Raw genomic sequence first — 19,521 nt, 5'->3', positions numbered from 1 at the left:
GCCAAGTTTTTCCCCCTGTTATGATTAGGCTGATATTTTTCTTGCTATTGCTTTTTTTTAGCGCTTGCCATCGTCTAACTCCACGGCCCTTTGATTCGACAGCATACCGTTCGGCGTCGCCTGAAGTTTTACATGAAGTTAGCGGGCTTCTCCGCGAAGATGTTGCTAGCATAAAGGCTCTTAAAGCATTAGCTCGAGTTAGGATTTCTCGGGGAGTCAAATCCGAAAATTTTCGTCAAGTGATTGTTTTTAGGCGGCCAGATAAATTGCGCATTGACTTTCTGGAAAGGAGCAGTAACGCGCTGCTATCGTTGTTGTCCGTGCATGATGGCGTAATGAAGGTCGTGGATTTGTCGAATAAGGTGGCTTATATTGGCGATCCTAGCCTGGAAAATATTCGCGAACTTATGTTGCTTCCGCTATCGCTTGATGAGGTGATGCTGTTATTTTGCGGGCGCTTTGATGCTGAGCTGCATGGCGAGCTAGTAGAGGCGCGATTGCTGGAAACTCAGGCAAACGATGGCGTAATGCTTATGCAGTATGTATATGCCTCGAATGTGCAGGTAGATGTTCGGTTTTCGTTGTTGGAAGCAGGTGATGGGAAAAAAATCCCGCGTATTTTTGGTTTAGACGTTAGGGATAATGCTATTAACGCCTCCATTATGTCTGCTGAGTTTATTGGTGAACGGGGAGTTTCGGATCGCTTGGCTTTGCCAAAAAAGCTACAGTTGTCTATGCCAGCAGAAGAAATAGTTATTGCAGTTGAGTACGAAGATTTGGTCGTTAACCCAGATATCGCACAAAGCGACGCAGATCTCTTCGATGTGACTATTCCCCCTGGCATGAAGGTGAGCTATTTGTAGTGTCGATGCGCTATGCTGGTGCGGCCAGTTGATGTAGCTTTATTGTGTTTGCAAATGCGTTTAAATCTAGTGGTTTCTTTATCATCTGCCAGTTTGCGAACATGCGCTTTATGGCTGGGCTCTGATCCACTAGTAGCAGGGTTGTGGCGTTTGGATTTTGCTTCTCTAAGAAATGTACTAGCATTAGTGCAGTATCAGAAGCTGCGTCTATGCTGATTATAAGGAAGTCAAAATCCGTGAGGCTTTTGGTCATTTCCGATGTTTCTTTTACCGAATCCCACGTTTCGTCCTGAACGGCGAAGCCAAGTCCTTCAAAATTTACTGGCTTGTTTAGTTCGGCTACCAACGAATCAAACTGTTTAATGGTGACGTGAAGCCCAAGTGTTTTTAGCGTTTCGCTGGTAGATATTAGCGTATCGCTGTCAGAAGCAACTAGTAGCACTCGTTGACCGCATGAGTGAGATCCTAATTCATGTGGTATGGAAGCAGTGTCAATATTTTTGCTGTTGCTGCTATGTTCTTTTTTAGATCTCAAGCTGCCCCCTGACATGTTTAACGGAAGATAGAACGTGATATTAGTTCCGCGCTGTGGTGAGCTCTGAAGTGAAACGAAGCCGCCCAGTAGACTTAGCTGGCTTCGCAACAGCGATAGAGCTGTTTCTAATTGTGTAGCGACTTCGTCGTTATGAATCGGTTTGAAATATTTTTTGTTTGCCATATTAAGCGTAAAGCTTTGACCGCTGTGCTCGACAATGATTCGAGCGTAGACACCCGGTCTTAGCCCAACTAGTATTGACGAGGCTTCCTCGTCAATTGTCTCGGTTCCAAGAGTTATGTTGATTGCCGATGTCGCCCGTGCAACTGCGCCAACTAGAGATAAAAAGTAGCAAAGGAATCTCATGCCTTCTCGCTGAGGGCACGCAATGCAGATGCTCTCGTTGGAGCCTCCAAAAGAAAACTTGATGTTGGGAATGGAGCTAAAGTGCTGAGTTTTGAGTAGGTAAGTAATGCCAAGCGCAATATTCGAGCCGAGATCGAAGGGCTCAACGTCGCCTTCCACCGTCTTCTGCCAGGCATCGACCTGCTTGATTACTTCAAGTGATTCTTTGGCAGTTTTTTCTATGTTGCGTAGGGCTACGCTGATATTCATGCCCGGCGTCGTTTGACAGAGGGCTATTCCTCTGGAGTCGATGTCGCTCCCTAAATCTTTAATCGCCTCGGAGGAGTACTCTATTAGAGTGTCCAGGCAGATTTTTATTTCTTTGTTCAACTCTATAGAGTTGCGACCGAGGACCTCAAATTTACTGAGCTGTATGGGTTCAGCCTGAAATGGCCGAAGATCAGGCAACACTTCTGCGTAGACTATTAAGGCAATATTTAAAAACTCTGTAGCACCATAAGAGGCGGCTCTGTCGTTTGGGTCTTGAATGACGGATATCTCGAGATACTTGCCCTGATGGCTACTGCTAGTATAAGTGGCCTTGTCGGCCTTAAGTTGCTGACTTGATTTTAGAGTTCCTGTTATTAGCTCAATTATTTCGCTAATCCACGGATGTGAGCGATCAATAGAGTCGATTCGCTTATTTGTTAGTTGTTCGGGGAGGGTGTTAAGGAGTTCTGCAAATCGCCGATTTGTGCCAGTTATTAGCAAGTTTCTATCTACCGCTACAACTGCACACGGCGAGTTATCTAGGAGGACGTCGCTAATGCGGTTTTTTGGGATAGCTTTAGTTCGAGGCGTTTGGCTTGTTGACACAGCCTGTTGTGGGCTTGGCAGTTTTTGCTCAGGAAGTTGCTTTTCTTTAACGCGCTTTGCGTCGATCAGAAGCTGTAAGAAAAGAGCGATGCCTAGGACGCCAATGCTTTCTATTGTTGGAGTTTTAAAAAAAACTATGCTTGTAGCAAATAGTAGAACGCTTGTTAGGCTGAGGTATTTTGGCAAAAATACTACCGCATAGCAAAGAATGGCTAGTATTGAGAAGTGAACGAGAGGAATGTTTTGTTTAATGGCGACATAGTTCAAGCCAGCGGTAATGCAGCCGAGTGCTAAGGCTTTGGATATAAGATATTTATACGTCCTTGATTTCATTACCTTTAGGCGAAAATAAGCAAAAGAGACAATCTTTCTATGATTTGTTATTGTTTTGATGACATTATGGCGAAAAAGGGATGATTTTTTTGTTTATGGCGCGAATGCTATAATTTAAGGGAAAAGATAGGAAATATATAGTCGAGCTAGCTATCGGGATTCTTACGCCTTTATTGTAGACAAAGAACCTGTTTATGATATTCGGCATCTGTACTATTTTGCCGCGAGTATTCCCTTGCTGCTTTGTGTTTGTTAGTGTTAAGAAAAAATAATAGTAAATGCAGTAATTGGAAAAAGTGGGGTTGTGGAAAAATAATTTCTGAGGCACTTTAAATTGTTGTTGAGTGCTAGCTTGTGGCTTGTATAAGTTAACATGCTGTAAAGTTAAAATTTCTAGAATAAAGGATTCTTCTAAGATGAAGGCAAAGTCGATTTATTTAACGCTTGGAGCATTTGTTTTATTTGGGTCAGTTTCGACTGCCAGTGCACAGGATTTGCTCCCGAGAGATAATGGCATTTTTACTTATCACCAACCTCCTCGATGGAGAGAGTCGGAAAGTCACCCCATTAGGACGGTGGCGTATCTTTTACACCCAGTTGGTTGGGCGTTAAGAGAGGCGGTTTATAGGCCGTGGAGTGCTTTTGCTGGTTCTACTACTTTTACGCGCAGTTTATTTGGTTTCAGAGAGCCGTTTGATTATAGAGAGCCGCTTTGCTTTTTTGATTCAGATAAGTTCCCTGATTGTCGTAGTATACCGCCTTATTCAAAAATTGGTGGAACGGGCGAGCCGGAAGTGACGAGCGATGATGTCGGCTCGTTAGGAGGAGAGCGACAAGTTTTTATTCCAGATGTTAACTTTGAGTTTGATAAGTCTGCGCTTAACGATTTGGGTAAGGGACGCGTTAGGCAGATTAGCCAACTGTTGGCATCAGTGCCTAACATTCAAGTTGTCGTTGAGGGGCACGCGGATTACATCGGGACGGATGACTACAATGTGAGTTTAGGCCAAAGGAGGGCTCAAGCTGTTATCGATGAGCTCGTAGAGCTTGGTATAGATCCTGCTAGGATGTCGAGCATAAGTCACGGCGAGTCGCGACCAATATTTACTGAGGAAGAAGACTGGGCTAGAGCTGTTAACCGCAGAGTTCAATTCTCGGTCGGTGGCCAGGGTGCCTAGAGGTTTGGTTTTCTAGAACGCGCTTTATTATTGTAATAGAGACCGCAACGCAAGAAATGGGCTGCTGTGGTGTTAAAGCACAGCAGCCCATTTCTTTGTCCTCTGTTTAGCACAATTTTCTGCCTTAAAGGGGAATAATTGCCTTTGTTCCTGCTTTAGTGTCCGGTTGCTCGCAAGTTTTTCACATAAATATTAAGAAGTTGTGCTGATGCAATGTCTTGGTGCGCTAATTGCATTCTAATCTTTTATGGCACGCTAGTATCAGGCTAGCAGCTTAGAGAGTGCTAATTTAGTTTGGGAAATATGGCCAGGCAAAGTTTAAGTGCAAAAGAAGCATGGAATTCAGTGGCGCTGGAGGAGCGCATGGAGCTCGTTTCCAAGGCTAATGCTGAGGGAATAGTGGCAGCTACTGGCTTCGTCCTGATGATGGGATCGGTTGCCTATGGCTTTGACCAGATTCTCATTCTTGCTTTTAGTAGCGTTGTCTCTTTGTTGATAATTCCATTTGTTACCAACCACAGCTGGCGGCGCAATAAAGCTAAAGCAATTCTTAGTTACCTGGCAGTTCGCTCTGTGGCGCGCCGCTATGCTTACGGTCATCACATTACAGACTTCAACATGGTTTTAACTTTTCGTGGGCGCATGAGGGAAGTGTATGATTCGCCCGAGGAGTGGCAGCAGGCTAATCAGAACTCTCAGGTGGACTTTGGTTCGGGCATGAATGCTGAAAAAGCAGTATGGATATGCCTTATGCGAGGTGCCGTTGCAGTGCTGTCTGAAAGACTTGGCGGTGCCAAGCTAGAATTCCTAGGGCCCGTTTGCCCGGAGCTAAAATGCCGCAAGCCTTTGCCGAAGGAGCAGGTATCCGAAAGAGCCGTGGTGATAGAGGGTGCTGGTATCTCAAAAGGGCGAACGATTGCGCTAGAGAGCGACTATCCCGCAGCAATTTATGTATTTGAAAAAAAACTATCTCGCCTGATTTTCGAACTACCTCAAAGAGCTAAGTAAACACCTTTGGGGGAACGGGCACCTTCCAGAAAGATTTTAGGCAGCGCGTTCCAGATATTGACTGTCTATCTCCTCGATGCGTCCATTAATAACGGCCAGTAACTGGTTAGTAAGTCTTCTCAGGTCAAAACTCCAAAACAAGCTGTCCGCTGACGTCCCGTCTAGAAACGAATCAATCGGAAGAGTGACGAGTTGCTCGTCTGCTATGCTTAATGAGACGTTATTGCAAACTCCAGATATGCGACAAGTCGCATGGGTGCTAAATATCTCAGCAGCGTACCTCTGTATAATGCCCGGCAAGGCCTCGATATTTTTAAGTGGAATGCCTTCCTCTTTTAGAGCAATAACAGCGGCAACTGGTAGCAGATCCTCTAAACGAAAGCAGCGGCGTCCGCGTCGCGAAGTTGTGCCAGTAGGTCGAATAATTCCGCGGTTTGCATAAAATGTAAATTGCGACAGTACCAACTTACGAGTCGGAAACAATTGCTGAAGAATTTTTCGTATCTCTATGGCAGAGTACTCGTTGACATCCATCTCTAGGTTTCCCCCTTGCGAAAAAGAAAAAATTTTGTAATAGCCACCTAGTGGCTTAAGATAAAATACTTTTCCTAAGAATTGCATAAAGCGAGTAAGTTGTACAGTGTTTTTTTTCTAATTGGAGCTTAATTATTATGGAGTTGTTGAGCAATCTTTTGAGCGAGAAACAGTGTTCGGAGAAAGCTGGCGTCGCTCCCTCTACTCTTCGCACTTATGTTCAGTGTGGTTTTCTAAGACCCATAGAGAAGGATAACGAGCTGTTTTTTGAAGAATCCGAGGTGGCTAGTGTATTTCGTAGCCCCTCAGAACCAGTGTCAGGCTTTAAGGATAAGGCGATAAAGAAATCTCCCGTCGCCGAAGATGTTGTTTCCACTAGTGACTCTAGAGCCCTCGTTCTCAATCAATCGGATGAGGTGTTGGAAAAGCGACAGCTCCGCGACGAAATTAAAGCACTAAAACAGGAAAGAGATTGGCTTAGAGAGCGCCTGGAGCGGCTCGAAGCTCGGATAGAGCGAGAACAAGTGATTAAAGTGGCTGAGATGGAAATGATGAAGGGTTTGATAGCTAATCGCGCTACGAAAAAGAATTTTTGGAGAAGCATCGGGCTACCCTGGTTTAATACAGACGTTAAGAATTGACGAGGGTTATTCCCGCACTAAGGGCGCCGCACTGGAGTCGGATTGCCATTTGAATCAACGGCGACCATAACCACCTCGGCTTCGGTAACTTTTATCGTTTCTTGTTTCCCTGCTCCCCGCATAGCCTCGACTAAGACTTTAATGGCAATGGAAGTTTTACCAATTCTAATCGTTTCAGTGTAATAACTAACAGTATCGCCAACGTGAACTGGAGCAATAAAATCTACTTCTTTAAGAATCTTTGTGACGTAATCATTTGCCGCAACGTGTCTAGCATGCTCTCCAGCCGCCAAATCTAAATGACTTAAAATTACACCACCAAAGATTTTCCCCATTGGGTTAGTGTCTTTTGGTAGCATAACTACCCGGATTCTTGGTGTTTTTTCAAGCATATGCTGCTGATACAACCTTGTAAACAACGTTTCCAAAAAATAAAATATCTAACTTACTTTTTGGAAACGGCATAGTCAATTGATATTGCCTGTCGTTAATTACAGCTAGGCAATGTGGAATATTCGAGGATCTAGCTTTCTCATGGACTAAAAAATTTGCCTCAATATGCCGATATTATTCATCATACTGTACAGATGTGTTGATTCGCTATAGGCGACGCAATAAAAACGCATTCTTTACTCTAGTATTACAGCAATGAAAATAGAACAAAGTGCCTGGAATTACATTAACGTTTCAGTGGAGCTAGAAAAGAAGGGATTGGTGTGGCATCCCGAGATTGGCGATGAGGTAAGCGATAGAAACCATCTCGATAAAGTTTGTATCTTTGTCGATCCACAAGGGTTAACGCCAAAAATCCTCCGCGAGACCTTCGTTTGGCTTCCTACTGTGGAGCAACTTGTAGAGCAGTTCGAAGCACGGCAGGTTCTCATCTATCACGCTGGTATTAACGAGCGCCTTGTGTATGAGGCGATAGTTAAAACCAGCGAAGGCGTGATTGAGACTTCCGCTGAGACATTGCGGCTAGCCTTTGGGAAGGCGCTTAGCGAGGTACTCGAAAACAGTGGCGTCATTGAAACTTTGCATTAAGGTGTTAGGCTAGTTTAAGGCTCATCTAAGTTTGCGATCTCTTTCTTAGTTTTAGCCTTATATAGGCATGTAGTGCGTAAAGCATAAGAATAATTGCTATTATGCCAAAAAGATATAAGTGTGCTTGTTCAGCGATATGTTGAATCCGATCTATTGTTAAACTTTCTCCTATTACAAATCCTATTGACGTCATCACGCCTACGCTTACCAAACCAGCAATGGCATCTGCGGCAAGAAATTCAAAGTAGGGAACTCGCAGTGCTCCGGCAGTGATAAAAGTCATGCTGCGAATAGGAAAGAGATGTCGTGCTACAAAAATATATAACAATCTGCGCTTGCGCAAACCTTCGCGTATTTCGTCCAGCTTGTCAGCAGTTATGGAGGGGAAAAATCTGGATTTCGTTCCTGCTAAAATCAAACGCTGCCCAAAGAAATGGCCAATAAAAAACATTATTTGATCTCCCAGCATTACCCCTAGGTAACAGGTTGCAAATACCGTAGGCAGGTGCACGATCTTTTTTGAAGCGGCAACTCCAGCTACTATTAAGGGAATATCCTCTGGAATCGGGAACCCCATTCCCCCTAACACTAGCAGGCCAAAAATGCTAAGGTGAACTACTAGTCCATTGTCACTGGCTAGCCATTGAATGATGTTTGATCCTAGATTCATTTAACGCAATAAAAGACTAATTACGGCCTCGTATCCCTAATGACTAGGCAACTTATTAACATATACTAGTGCCTATAGGAAATGTTCATAAGGGTTTGTTAGTGAGGGTGGCGTATCGATTTGGAGCAATTGTTTTACTTATGCGAGATGAGCTTTATTCCATAAAGTAATTGGTCTCGCGTAAATGGCTTAGTGACATAATAGTCAGCACCAATCTGGTACCCAGTCACGAAATCTTCCGGGTTACCTTGACATGTAAGCATCATTACCGGAATGTTTTGTGTTTCAGCATTGAGCTTTAAGCGAGTGATGACGTCAAAGCCACTCATGTCTGGCATCTGTAGGTCTAGTATTATGCATAGCAGATCTAACGGGCGAGGCTGTTGTTCGAGCAAGCGAAAAGCTTCATTCCCGCCATCGGCTGACAAAACCTCATAGCTCGATGCTTCGAGCATAGTTCGCACTAGGCTGCGAACCATTGGGTCATCGTCAATATTTAAAACTCTATTGCTCAAAACTCTAATGCTCTTATGTCAATATCAAATACACTTCAAAGTCCACCACCAGTTAAAGCCTCATCCAATAAATCCGCTAAAACACTAAGCGATGCCTGAACGCTATCGTCCAGCGGTTGCTCGTTCTCGTCCGGATTTGTGACTATATCGGCATAAATTACTCCGATTGCAGGATTTCGGCTACCCCCAATAGGAATGGCCGCAAAGGGCCAACCGTCTGGAAATATTGGGTCGCCAAAAATTTGCGGACAGCCGACCAAAAAAGCTGCTGCGTCAGGATTCGACTCAATGTCTTCCTTTTCCACGTAGCGAAACACTTTTTTCGGATCAAAATTGATCTTATTTCCCAATGCCATCCTGCCAGCCAGTTGCCCCAGGCCCTTGTCCTCAAGCAGCAGAAGCACTCTAGTAAACTTTAAACCAAATGCAAGCGACTCCATGACAGAGGTTACGATGCTAGATAGGGGTTCCTTGGCGGCAATTTGCTGCCTAATTTCCTTTGTGTAGTTTAAAAAAGATGCATTTAGTGACTGCGTTTTAGGCGTTTTGTCTGGGGCTGCAGTTTTTTTCCTGGCGCAAAATGCACTTAAATAGTCTGGAAGTGTTAGGAAACTCAGTTCGAGCATTTTACAGTGCTCGCTAAACTGGTTTGGCAACTCACAGATAACGCTGTTAAGTTCTGCTAAGCTAAAGCCCGAACCTTCACTTTCCGCAAGTTCGGCTGTGCTGAGTTTAAGCTCAAACTCTCCCGTTCCTCGAACTATGTTGGAGGCAAGTTTATCGCTTGTAGCCAAGGCTCTTACTAACCTGAGAGTGCTTCCCTTCGAGGTGCGTTGGGATGGAAGTGTGTGTACCTCTGCTATAAGTTTTGTGTAAAAGCTCGGAATGTCCAGTGCGTCCACTATTGCCAAACTTAGCTCCTTTGGCCCTACGCCAAGAATCTCTGTTAAGCTTTGAGTAACATCATGACCGCGTGCCTTTGCTCGCGAGTAGGCGGCCTCGTAAACTTGCGGAAAGTAATATGCCAGCAGCAGATACCCGAGATTATAAAATGTACCAGCGAGATAACCACACTCCTTGCCACCTTCTTCTTCTGTATCGCTAGCTAGAGCTGTCGTAAGCAGCGAAATAATAATGCTCTTCTTTAGATTCTCGGCAAAGATCTCTCCTCGTCGTGCCGCTGGTATAAATCGCTGCATGATGACGAGACCGGCACATAGATCCGAAAGTGCCTTCATTCCCAATTGCATAATAGCACTGGTAATAGTCATGATTGGCTGAGGGCGTTGATAGTAGGCGCTGTTAACTAGATGTAGAACGCGAGTTCCCAGCGAGGGCTCGCGCAAGATGACATCAGTTATTTTCTCAATAGTTGTATTTGGATTGCTAGCGAGAGTTCTAATTTCATTTACTATGCGAGCACTTACGGGGAAATCCCCGTCGTGTTGCAAGGCATATCTCAATTTCTCCAACAACTCCTTAGATGAGTCACTCGTGTTAATATCGAAATCTGCCTCTTTACCCATACTTACTACCTAAACCAGCTCCGTTGCATTTAGAATTGAAGAAGTCGTTAAATAGCGAATAGTTTTTACGATTTCCTTAGGTCGAAACGGCTTGGGAATAAAAAACGATGCGCCGTGCGTCAATGCTTGATTGCGATCCTCCTCTAACGCACATGCGCTAACCACTATTAACGGCATTGTAGAATGTGGTGGTTCGCAGTGCTGACGAAAATAATCTATCAGATCCAAGCCGCTCTCCCCAGGCATTGCCAAATCTATCAAGGCGGCGTCGAGAGAAAGCTTCTGCGACATCTCTTTTGCAGACGCCACGCTGCGCGCAATATGCGGATAGCCACCGACTTTAGACAAGATAGTAGCAAGGATGTCACAGGTCATTTCGTTGTCGTCCACTATTAAGATATTAAGTCCACTGAGGACGGGCCCACTCGTGGCCAATTCAGACTCTTCCGACTTGGCACTTCCCTCGATAATCGAGGTGGCGTCAGCTACTGGCACAAAAATCGAGAAAGAAGACCCTACATCCACAGTGCTCTCTACCGCGATTCTCCCGCCATTGATTTCTACCAGGTGCTTTGTTAATGACAGCCCGATCCCCGTCCCAACCTGATTCTTGCTATAACTGTTGTCGCCGCGCTCGTATCGCTCGAAAAGAGTTTTTAGCTGAGCTGGTGACAAGCCGACCCCAGTATCGTCGACGGTAATTTTCGCCTTATCGCCAATTATGTTGGCCCTCAGCGTTACTGTTCCGCCTGGTTTGGTGTATTTGATGGCGTTAGAGAGAAGGTTGATTAGTATTTGGCGGATATGTCTAGGGTCAAGCCATAAATTGGCACTTAGGACGCTTGTGTCGAGGTCTAGTGGTAATAGCTTTAAACCCTTTCCCAGGGCCGTTTGCATCATGAGCTTAAATATTTGCTCAAGCAGTGTGCCAAGTGGGATTTGGGATGGCTTTGGATCTTCTTTTCCAGATTCGATGCGAGAGATATTGAGTACGTCGTCAATTAGCTCTTTTAGGTGCTCGCTCGAGCGAGTAATGGCGCTTAGTGCTTCGCGTTGCTTTTCAGTCACCTCTCCGAAGACGCCGTCGCTAAGCACACTGGCATATCCAATTATAGCAGTTAGTGGCGTCCTTAGCTCATGACTAATGTTCGCGACAAAGCGGCTCTTCGCCTTATTGGCTTCCTCAGCTTTGTTAGTTTGTATAGCTAAATCGGCAGTGCGCTGCGAAACGAGATCTTCGAGCTTCTCTGTGTAAGTAGTCAATCTCTCCTGCGAACGCGCGTTAGCAATTGCGACGGCAGCACCCTGGGCGAGTTCCTCAAACATCGAACTCTCTCGATCGCTTAGAATTAAGGAGTTGCGAAAACCAATAAGCATGAGGCCAAGAGTATCTCCTTGCACCTCGAGCGTGGCGCAGTGGATGCAGTTAATCCATATTGAATGCAAAAAATCAACGCCGTGATTTTTTTGGGCATTCACGTCTGGAATTGATAATAAGCCGCCGACTCGTAAGCCACGTCCCAAAATCGTATTTTGTAATGGTATCTGCGGTGGAAGAATGTCTGGCGCACACCCGTAACTGCCGCGAATTTCTAGTTCCTTGCCAGAGTCCGATAGAAGCATTATGAGCGAGCAATCTGCTGCAAACCTAAAGGCAGTCTCGCGAGCCAGGGAGCGAGCAATGCGCTCTAAGTTAATGCCAGAAGCTATGAGCTGATTTAATTGGTTTAACACTTCTAGGCGATCCACGTAATGTCTGAGGCGGAGCGAAAGTCTCTGTCTCTCAAAAATTACGCCGGCAAGACAGGCAAGAGCAGAGAGAGTGTCTTTAACTGAGGCAGATAATGGGGCAGCTATGGCAACTCCAAGCGAGCCAATGGGCGTTCCGAGGCAGATGATATCGGTGTAGTGGCAGGTTGAATCTAGGTTTTGCTGGTAGAGCTTGTTAGCCCCATGAACAGCCATGCGAGCTTCTCTCTCCAGTGCAGTTTGTCCGGGCTCGGGGATTTGTGCTTCACCCACCTGTGCAATAAGCTCGCACTGGTGAAACTCCTCTTTGTTATCGGTGGGAAGGTATATTATCGCCCCGATCACTCCGGAAAGCTTTGCAGCGGCATGCGCAATGGCCGAGTAGACGCGCTTGGGCTCTTCACCGGCCTCAATCAAAGATTGAACCTTAGCTACCCCGCCTTCCTGCAGATCTGAATGTTCGAAAGTGTCTGTCATATTATGTCATTGAATTACGTATAAGAAGATCGTCATAAGCAAAGCATAGCTTTAACGACATTGTTGCCGTATTGAGAAACGCGCGGAAAAGAGTCTATATTGCGGCAAAACCCTTTAATTATGGGCACTTAATTCTCAGGTGCGAATCCGCGCCTTAGTGAGTTTTCTGATATAGATCTTGGGATTACAAATTGCCTAAGGTAGTCGGGGCCGCCTGCTTTAGAGCCGACGCCGGACATTTTTGCGCCGCCAAAAGGTTGGCGACCCACTATAGCGCCCGTGCACCCGCGGTTGATGTATAAATTTCCAACGCGAAAATCCTTTTTAGCTAGTTCGATGTGTTTCGGACTGCGAGAAAAAACTGCTCCTGTTAGGCCGTATTCGCTGTCCAAGGCGATTTCCAATGCCTCCTCAAATGAAGCAGCCTTTATCATGGCTAGCACTGGCCCAAATATCTCCTTTCTGGATATTTCGTGCTCTCGTGGCACTTCGGCAAAAATAGTTGGCAAAATGTAGACTGAGGAGTTAGCGACTAAGGCATCCATACTTGGTGTAAGCAAACGACATGCTAGTGAGGTTTTATTTATTGCAGCTGTTATTGACTTAGATGCTGTTTCATCAATTACTGGCCCGACAAATGTCGAAGGATCGGATGCAGGGCCAACGATTAGGCTTTGCGTTGCAAGTGCCAGGCGAGCGGCAAACTTGCTATAAATGCCTTCTAAAACGATAACTCGCGAGCAGGCGCTGCATTTTTGTCCTTGATAGCCAAAGGCAGAGCTAACGACTCCTTTGATGGCTTCGTCCAAGTCTGCATCGCTATCGACTATGATGGCGTTTTTTCCACCCATCTCGGCTATGACCTGTTTAATGTGCTCGTGCCCTTGGCCCGCACGTTCGGCAGCGGTAATGAGTTTGAGACCAACTTCTTTTGAGCCGGTAAAGCAAATTGTACTTACTAGCTCGCTATTTGCCATATACCAGCCAACGTCCTCGCCGAGGCCGGGAATAAAACTTGCGGCCCCTTTTGGCAGCCCGGCTTCCAAAAATATCTCAAAAAGTCGCGATGCTACTAGGGGCGTTTGTTCGGCGGGTTTTAATATAGCGCAATTGCCCGTCACAAGTGCTGCCGAAAACATTCCACAGGGGATAGCCAAGGGAAAATTCCACGGGCTGATTACTAAGCTAACGCCGCGCGGCTCGTAAAAATATTCGTTTATTTCACCGGGCATGCTTCTAATGTTACGCATATTAAACATTTCTAGCGCCTGATAGCCGTAATAGTTTAAGAAATCTATTGCCTCGGCTACGTCTGCATCTGCCTCAATCCACTGTTTCCCCGCTTCGAGAATTATTAGGGCAGTGAGTTCGGCTCTATCTCGTTCGATAAGCTCTGCCGCCTTAAATAAAATATCTGCTCTAGTGCTAACCGGAGTGTCTCGCCAAACAGGGAAATACTCGCTAAGCTCGACAAGTGCTTTTTGGGCAAGTGTTTTATCGGCTAGTTTTGTAATGGCCAATACTAAGGCAGGTTCCTCAGGTGAACGCGAATGCAAGATATCAGGGGTTTCGCAGCGCAAGCCATTGATTATTGGCGCAACGCTAGCAGCATGTTCTCTAAATCCATTCATTAAACGCGATAGAGTGGCTGATAAAATCTCTCGCTCACGTGAAAGCGAAAAGTCTTTTAAGGCATTGTTGCCGAAACCTTTCGCAGTTGTTACAGCTCCGTGTGAAGTGGCGATAGCTCCGTCATTCCTGATTCGCGGTCTCGCTAGCAGAGTTTCTGCGCTTTCGTTTTGACTAAAACTACTGCGCAAAAAACCCTGATTCGATGTGTTTTCTAGCAAACGCCGCACGAGATAGCCCATGCCGGGTATTAGGTCGCCTATGGGAGCATACTCTCGGACTAGGAAGCCGCGATTGGCAAAAGCTTTCTTAATTTGGTCTGCCATGCCGTATAGAGTTTGCAGTTCAAAACTAGTATGTGGTACGCCGAGATGTTTTGCGGCAATGATGGCATGGCAAAGTGAACGGATATTATGTGAGGCAAAACCAGTGTAAATCCACTTATGGTTTTGCAGCAACTCGAAACTCATTTCTTCATAAGCAAGATCTGTAGATGCTTTTTCTTGCCATACGGGGCACAGCCATCCGTGTTGTTTGGCTAAAATGACCTCTGCGTCCCAGTAAGCTCCCTTTACAAGGCGTATGCCAATAGGTGCCTTTCTGGACTTGGCCCATTTGAGTAGTTCGGCAAAATCTTTACTCGTGCGTTTTAGATAAGTTTGTAGGACGATTCCACAACGCTCGTAAGACGCAAATTCAGAAGTGCTCATGACATTTCTAAAAACCTCTAGCGCAATATCTACCATAGAGGAATCTTCCATATCGACGTAGAGAAAAGCGCCAATTTCCTTGGCTTTTCTGGCAATCTCGCTTAATCGATTTGAGAGCACTTCAACCGAGCGATTAAAGTTTATTGCCTTTGCCTGTGAATAGAGAGCTGAGAGTTTGACGGAAATATTAATGGGCGTAGATTCGCCAAAATGATGTGGAATGATTGATTCGTCGTCTTCTTTTGAAAAATTGTTTCCTAGCGCCGTAACTAGCTCGAGATAGCGTCGCTGGTAGTGTAGGGCCTCGTCCTCACTTACAGTGGCCTCCCCCAAGAGATCGACTGTAAAAGCCAAGCCGTGGCGTCTGATGTTTTTCAGGCGCTTTACAGCGGCGTCGAGAGCGTCGCCGACGATAAATCTTTTTGCTATTTGCCGTACGTTTCTCTGAATTACCTTCGCGATTAGTGTAGCCGCGACGCCATGTGGGTCTATATCTAAACCCCACTTTAATGCCCTTGGAATTTTATCTGCGATAGGCGCAAAATATTCCTGCACGTGCTCGATAACCTCCGAGGAATTATTAAGGCTTGGCAAAACGTCGACAAAGCGAAACAAGTTAACCCTAAAGCCCTCATCGGCCATGGCCCAGTTGATCAGGTTATTTGCATGAAACTCAGGGGTAAATATGGAAACTGAAGAGCTTCTGACCTCCTTAAATATCTCATTTCCTAATATTCTTATCTCATTTTCTAGATTTAAGCTGTCTTTCGCCATGTGGTCCCTAAGTGAAACAATATACTTGACCAATTGATTATGATTTCGCAAAGTCGAGTGTGTATTGTACAGGAATGTGAGGTAATGCGATATGGAAAAGAAGACAGTTTACCCTGAGAAGCGCGCAGGGATTATTGGGGATGCTATTGGAATTGCGCATTTTGTGGTGGCAAATTTAATAGTTTTGGTTGGGCAGCTGACGAGCGCATTTGAATCAATATCTCCTCAGATGGGGGGCTTGAAATTCTTGTACACTTACGTTGACTTTCCAGTATATTCTATGTTTAGCGGGATGGCCGAGCGGGGTAGGGGCGAGGTCTTTACGGCCCTTATTGCAGGCGAGTTTATAATTGTTGTTAGTTCTATATTATACGGGCTTATTGCGAATATTGCAGTTCGCCTTATGTATGGCTTACTAAAATAGCAGTAATTGTTATAGCGCTATATTAAGACGTTTTCCACTTTATATTGCAGCCGACGCTGGGATATTGCTTCGCATTTACGGGTGTTCCCGCAATTATTGCATCCAGAGCTTTGCGCAAATCTTGTCCAGTGACTGGAACGGCGTTCCCTGGTGTAGACTCGTCGATGCGCCCTCTGTAAACACAGCGTCTATTCTTATCAAAGACAAAAAAGTCTGGCGTGCATGCAGCATCATACGCACGCGCAACTTCCTGAGTCTCGTCGTAAAGGTATGGAAATGGATACTTTAGGTTTTTAGCAGTTTCTTGCATTTTTTCTGGAGAGTCTTGTGGGTATTCGCTTATGTCATTTGAGTTTATTGCGACAAAGGAAACCCCTTTAGGCAAGTAGTCACTGGCAAGTCTTACTAACTCTTTTTGAACGTGAATTACAAACGGGCAGTGATTGCAGATAAACATAATTACCGTTGCAACTTCCGATGCCAAGTCATCCAAGCTTTTCTTTTGTTTTGAAATTACATCTTGTAGCTCAAAATCCGGTGCAACAGTTCCCAATTCCATCATCTTAGAAAAAGTCTTTGCCATATAGTTCTAACCTCAGTGACGTCGAGTCCGTTTTTTTAATAAGTATCAACTCTTTTGTGGCAAGACCAGACTTTATATAAATCTCTTGAAAATCTGTATGCAGCACTAATGTTCCTGTGGTAAAACCAAAAGCGGTTCTAGGCCTAATAACTATGTCAACAAATAAACCGATAACCTATTTCTATACTAAGACAGAGCAGAAAAGCGTTGGTGTTCCATCGTCGTTTGTCCTTCTCAGCAAGGAGATCGGCTGATGTACGAAAATCCTTCTGACTTGCTTAAGCAAATTGCGCTGGGCGAAGATTCTGTTCTCGAACTTAAGTCTGTTGAATTCAGCGGTAACAAAGTTAGCGGCCCTCACAGGGACGCATTGGCAGACGAGCTGGCGGCTATGGCTAATACGGCATCCGGCATTATTGTTTTGGGGGTTGATGACAAGAGTAGGGAGGTTCAGGGGATACCACTGGAGAAGCTCGACATTGTTGAAGCATGGCTTCGTTCCATCTGCAACGACTCAATTGATCCACCCTTGGATTGCTTAATTCGCAGGCTCCTCGTGCCCGCTAAACAAGGCGGTGAAAAAGCCATACTGAGAGTCGATGTGCCACGCAGTCTTTTTGTCCATAAAAGCCCAAATGGCTATTTTCGTCGTATCGGAAGCTCAAGGCGCGAGATGAAACCGGATGTTTTGGAACGGTTGTTCCAGCAACGAAGTCAGGTGCGACTCATTCGTTTCGATGAACAAATAGTTCCAGGCACATCTCCCGATAATCTAAATCCGAAGCTGTGGAGCAGATTTAGAACGGTTATCTCACCCAGGGCCGATCAGGAATTTCTTGAAAAGATGAAACTGATTGCCAAGGACGAAGACGGGGCTATGCGAGCAACGGTGAGCGGCATACTTATGGCATCGGATGCACCTGAATCTTTCATATGCAGTGCCTTTATCCAGTCTGTTTGTTATCGGGGAGTGGAGCGGAGCGCAGCCTATCAACTGGATGCGAAGGATATCACTGGGCCATTGGATGTTCAGATTCGGGATGCATGTAAGTTTGTAGAGCGGAACATGCGGGTCTTTGCCGTCAAGGCGCCAAATAGGATTGAAACTCCCCAGTTCTCCATGAATGCCGTGTTCGAAGCGGTTGTAAACGCAGTCGCTCATCGAGACTACTTCATTTACGGCTCCAAAATTCGCTTGCATCTGTTTTCGGATCGACTAGAAATTTTCTCTCCTGGTGCTATCCCTAACACCATGACCGTTGATAGCATTTCAGAACGTCAATCGGCCCGAAACGAATTGATCAGTTCATTGCTAGCTCGTTGCCCCATGAATGTTGACGCCATTGGTAGTAAGCGAAACTTTATTATGGACAAACGCGGCGAGGGAGTGCCTATCATTATAACCGAAAGCGAGAAAGTGTCTGGCCGAAAGCCAGTGTATCGGCTTCTGGACGATTCGGAACTGATGCTTACTATTTTCGCTGCGCAGCCACCTCACGGCAGGGACTGAGCGACGAATAGACAAAAGCTGAATTTTCGCTAAGAATCGTTCTCGCTCAGCTTTTGCGAATGGTCATTCTACTGATTTCTTTCCTCGATTTTCCCAAAAGTGTAGTATAATTAATTTACTTAAATTATTTTTCCGGTTTTGGTTATGTGCAAGGTTTTATCGCTTTGCCTGGTTTTGTTATCTTTTTCTTTATCGGCTTGTTTCTTTGCCTCTCAAGATCCCGATTACGCTGGGCCTCGTCTTCGACCTGCATCGCTTGATGAGTATTACGCTAAGGGCAATTCTTATATTAGCTTTAGAGAGGAGATATTCGATCAGGAGGAGGATTTTGCCATTAAGCGCATTTATCTTCAGACCAATATTGGCCCGATTGTAATAGATTATTTTAAGCGACCAGAGGAAAGCAAAGAGTTGATTTTGGTTTTCCCCGTGCTCGGTGGGAGAAATGTATTTGAAAATTATTTTGCGGCTTATTTTGCCGAACATGGGTTTGATGCCGCGGTAGTCCATCGCGATAGCGATTTTAAGAATCCCGACAACATCGATCGCATTGAGACGCTCTTTCGCAATAATGTGATTAAAGATCGCATTGCGCTGGATTTCTTCGAGAACGTATATAAGAAAGACCAGTTCGCCTCGTTTGGCATAAGTCGAGGAGCAATAAATGTAGCTATGACCGCCGGAGTAGATGCGCGGCTAAAGTATAATGTCTTAGCGATGGGTGGCTCTGATTTGGTAAAGTTGTTTAGTGATTCAAAGGAGCGCGGCATTCAAAAGTTCAAGCGGCGGGTTATGGCCAAAAAGAATTTTAGCGAAACCGACTTCTACGACTACCTTAAGGCCAATATAAAGACGGACCCAAAGTTTGTCGCCTCCTACATCGATGCAAATAATACGCTGATGTTTCTCTCCGTATTCGATCAATCAGTCCCCATTAAATACGGCTTAAGGCTTAGAAAGGCTATCGGTAGGCCCGATACTATATTTCTCATGAGTGGGCATTATAGCAGCCTCGCTTTTACTCAGTTCGTCAAGCTGGTTCCGCCGCAAAGCCCAATATGTCTATTCCCCTTTGACTACGTGGAGACTGAAGCTGTAGCATTCTATCGGCGCTCCTTTGCGCGAGGAGATGGTAGTGTTAAGGAGGCCATAGTCCGAGTGCTTGGGCTACCATCGAGGTTGATGTACGGAGTTATTAGCCTTTTTAAGTAGGCAGGCCGAGGTTCGTTAGTCCTTCCAGTAACCGAACAGTGCTGTTTTTTTTGGGTATATGGCAAAGGAGGTTGGGGATAGTTGAGCCACTTTCGCTAATGGCGCCACGCGAATATCTTGTCTATACCGTTTCCAAAAAGTAAGTTAAATATTTTACTTTTTGGAAACGGTATTTGTTGTTTATTGGCAAGTGCTTACGCACTTGCTGTTTATACCATTTACAGAAATCCTTTTTGTAAATGGTATAAATGGACAGGAATGGATATTCATGGACTTAAATGGCTATGTAAATGGATATGCGATGAAAACGCGCGGCTTAAATATCTCGCCGGAGATGCTCCGGCTAATCGGGGAAATAGACGAGTTTAAGGGTAGTTGGCGGACGCTG

17 protein-coding genes are annotated in these 19,521 nt (G+C 45.3%); 8 read left to right on the top strand and 9 right to left on the bottom strand.

Annotated elements, in window-relative coordinates; all coding sequences use genetic code 11:
• Positions 1-20: 20 nt before the first annotated feature.
• Positions 21-863 (top strand): hypothetical protein, encoded by an 843-nt coding sequence (locus IT291_09635; GenBank protein MCC6221486.1) that lies wholly within the window; start codon positions 21-23, stop codon positions 861-863.
• 10 nt (positions 864-873) lie between these two features.
• On the opposite strand, the gene IT291_09630 is transcribed toward IT291_09635, so the two are convergent.
• Positions 874-2,952 carry a hypothetical protein gene (locus tag IT291_09630; protein ID MCC6221485.1) on the bottom strand — a complete coding sequence of 693 codons (2,079 nt, stop codon included), beginning with the start codon at positions 2,950-2,952 and terminating at the stop codon, positions 874-876.
• Positions 2,953-3,368: 416 nt separating this feature from the next.
• Between IT291_09630 and IT291_09625 the strand changes: the two genes are divergently transcribed.
• The gene (locus tag IT291_09625) at positions 3,369-4,130 is read left to right on the top strand and encodes an OmpA family protein (protein MCC6221484.1); all 762 of its coding nucleotides are present in this window, start codon (positions 3,369-3,371) and stop codon (positions 4,128-4,130) included.
• A 303-nt stretch (positions 4,131-4,433) separates the two neighbouring features.
• Positions 4,434-5,138 carry a hypothetical protein gene (locus IT291_09620; GenBank protein ID MCC6221483.1) on the top strand — a complete coding sequence of 235 codons (705 nt, stop codon included), beginning with the start codon at positions 4,434-4,436 and terminating at the stop codon, positions 5,136-5,138.
• A gap of 36 nt (positions 5,139-5,174) precedes the next feature.
• Here IT291_09620 and IT291_09615 read toward each other — a convergent pair whose 3' ends face one another.
• Positions 5,175-5,672, bottom strand: a complete 498-nt coding sequence (locus IT291_09615) for a MerR family transcriptional regulator (protein ID MCC6221482.1) — start codon at positions 5,670-5,672, stop codon at positions 5,175-5,177.
• Between the two features lie 137 nt (positions 5,673-5,809).
• On the opposite strand from IT291_09615, the gene IT291_09610 reads away from it, so the two are divergent.
• Positions 5,810-6,313: a DUF5320 domain-containing protein gene (locus IT291_09610; GenBank protein MCC6221481.1), complete on the top strand. Its 504-nt coding sequence runs from the start codon at positions 5,810-5,812 to the stop codon at positions 6,311-6,313.
• A 17-nt stretch (positions 6,314-6,330) separates the two neighbouring features.
• Here the strand turns inward: IT291_09610 and IT291_09605 are convergent, their stop codons facing one another.
• Positions 6,331-6,705, bottom strand: a complete 375-nt coding sequence (locus IT291_09605; protein MCC6221480.1) for an acyl-CoA thioesterase — start codon at positions 6,703-6,705, stop codon at positions 6,331-6,333.
• Between the two features lie 256 nt (positions 6,706-6,961).
• On the opposite strand from IT291_09605, the gene IT291_09600 reads away from it, so the two are divergent.
• Positions 6,962-7,354, top strand: a complete 393-nt coding sequence (locus IT291_09600; GenBank protein ID MCC6221479.1) for a hypothetical protein — start codon at positions 6,962-6,964, stop codon at positions 7,352-7,354.
• 25 nt (positions 7,355-7,379) lie between these two features.
• Here IT291_09600 and IT291_09595 read toward each other — a convergent pair whose 3' ends face one another.
• From IT291_09595 to IT291_09575, 5 genes are all read right to left on the bottom strand, one after another.
• On the bottom strand, positions 7,380-8,024 hold the full coding sequence (locus IT291_09595) for a DedA family protein (protein ID MCC6221478.1): 645 nt from the start codon (positions 8,022-8,024) through the stop codon (positions 7,380-7,382).
• 134 nt (positions 8,025-8,158) lie between these two features.
• A complete protein-coding gene (locus IT291_09590) occupies positions 8,159-8,539 on the bottom strand; it encodes a response regulator (protein ID MCC6221477.1) in 381 nt (126 codons plus the stop codon).
• Positions 8,540-8,574: 35 nt separating this feature from the next.
• A complete protein-coding gene (locus IT291_09585; protein ID MCC6221476.1) occupies positions 8,575-10,065 on the bottom strand; it encodes an HDOD domain-containing protein in 1,491 nt (496 codons plus the stop codon).
• A gap of 9 nt (positions 10,066-10,074) precedes the next feature.
• Entirely contained in the window at positions 10,075-12,291 is a 2,217-nt protein-coding gene (locus tag IT291_09580; protein MCC6221475.1) for a response regulator, read from the bottom strand.
• Positions 12,292-12,419: 128 nt separating this feature from the next.
• A complete protein-coding gene (locus IT291_09575; GenBank protein MCC6221474.1) occupies positions 12,420-15,404 on the bottom strand; it encodes a proline dehydrogenase family protein in 2,985 nt (994 codons plus the stop codon).
• A 91-nt stretch (positions 15,405-15,495) separates the two neighbouring features.
• Between IT291_09575 and IT291_09570 the strand changes: the two genes are divergently transcribed.
• Positions 15,496-15,828, top strand: a complete 333-nt coding sequence (locus IT291_09570) for a hypothetical protein (GenBank protein MCC6221473.1) — start codon at positions 15,496-15,498, stop codon at positions 15,826-15,828.
• Positions 15,829-15,850: 22 nt separating this feature from the next.
• On the opposite strand, the gene IT291_09565 is transcribed toward IT291_09570, so the two are convergent.
• A complete protein-coding gene (locus IT291_09565; GenBank protein ID MCC6221472.1) occupies positions 15,851-16,411 on the bottom strand; it encodes a thioredoxin family protein in 561 nt (186 codons plus the stop codon).
• 253 nt (positions 16,412-16,664) lie between these two features.
• On the opposite strand from IT291_09565, the gene IT291_09560 reads away from it, so the two are divergent.
• Both IT291_09560 and IT291_09555 read left to right on the top strand, forming a co-directional pair.
• Complete coding sequence (locus IT291_09560; protein ID MCC6221471.1) at positions 16,665-17,921, top strand: putative DNA binding domain-containing protein; 1,257 nt, start codon at positions 16,665-16,667, stop codon at positions 17,919-17,921.
• Between the two features lie 144 nt (positions 17,922-18,065).
• On the top strand, positions 18,066-19,133 hold the full coding sequence (locus IT291_09555; GenBank protein MCC6221470.1) for a hypothetical protein: 1,068 nt from the start codon (positions 18,066-18,068) through the stop codon (positions 19,131-19,133).
• Positions 19,134-19,521 lie beyond the last annotated feature (388 nt).

This window comes from Deltaproteobacteria bacterium (genome assembly GCA_020845775.1).
GTDB lineage: Bacteria > Bdellovibrionota_C > UBA2361 > SZUA-149 > JADLFC01 > JADLFC01.
This window is presented reverse-complemented; position numbering and strand designations above follow the sequence as displayed.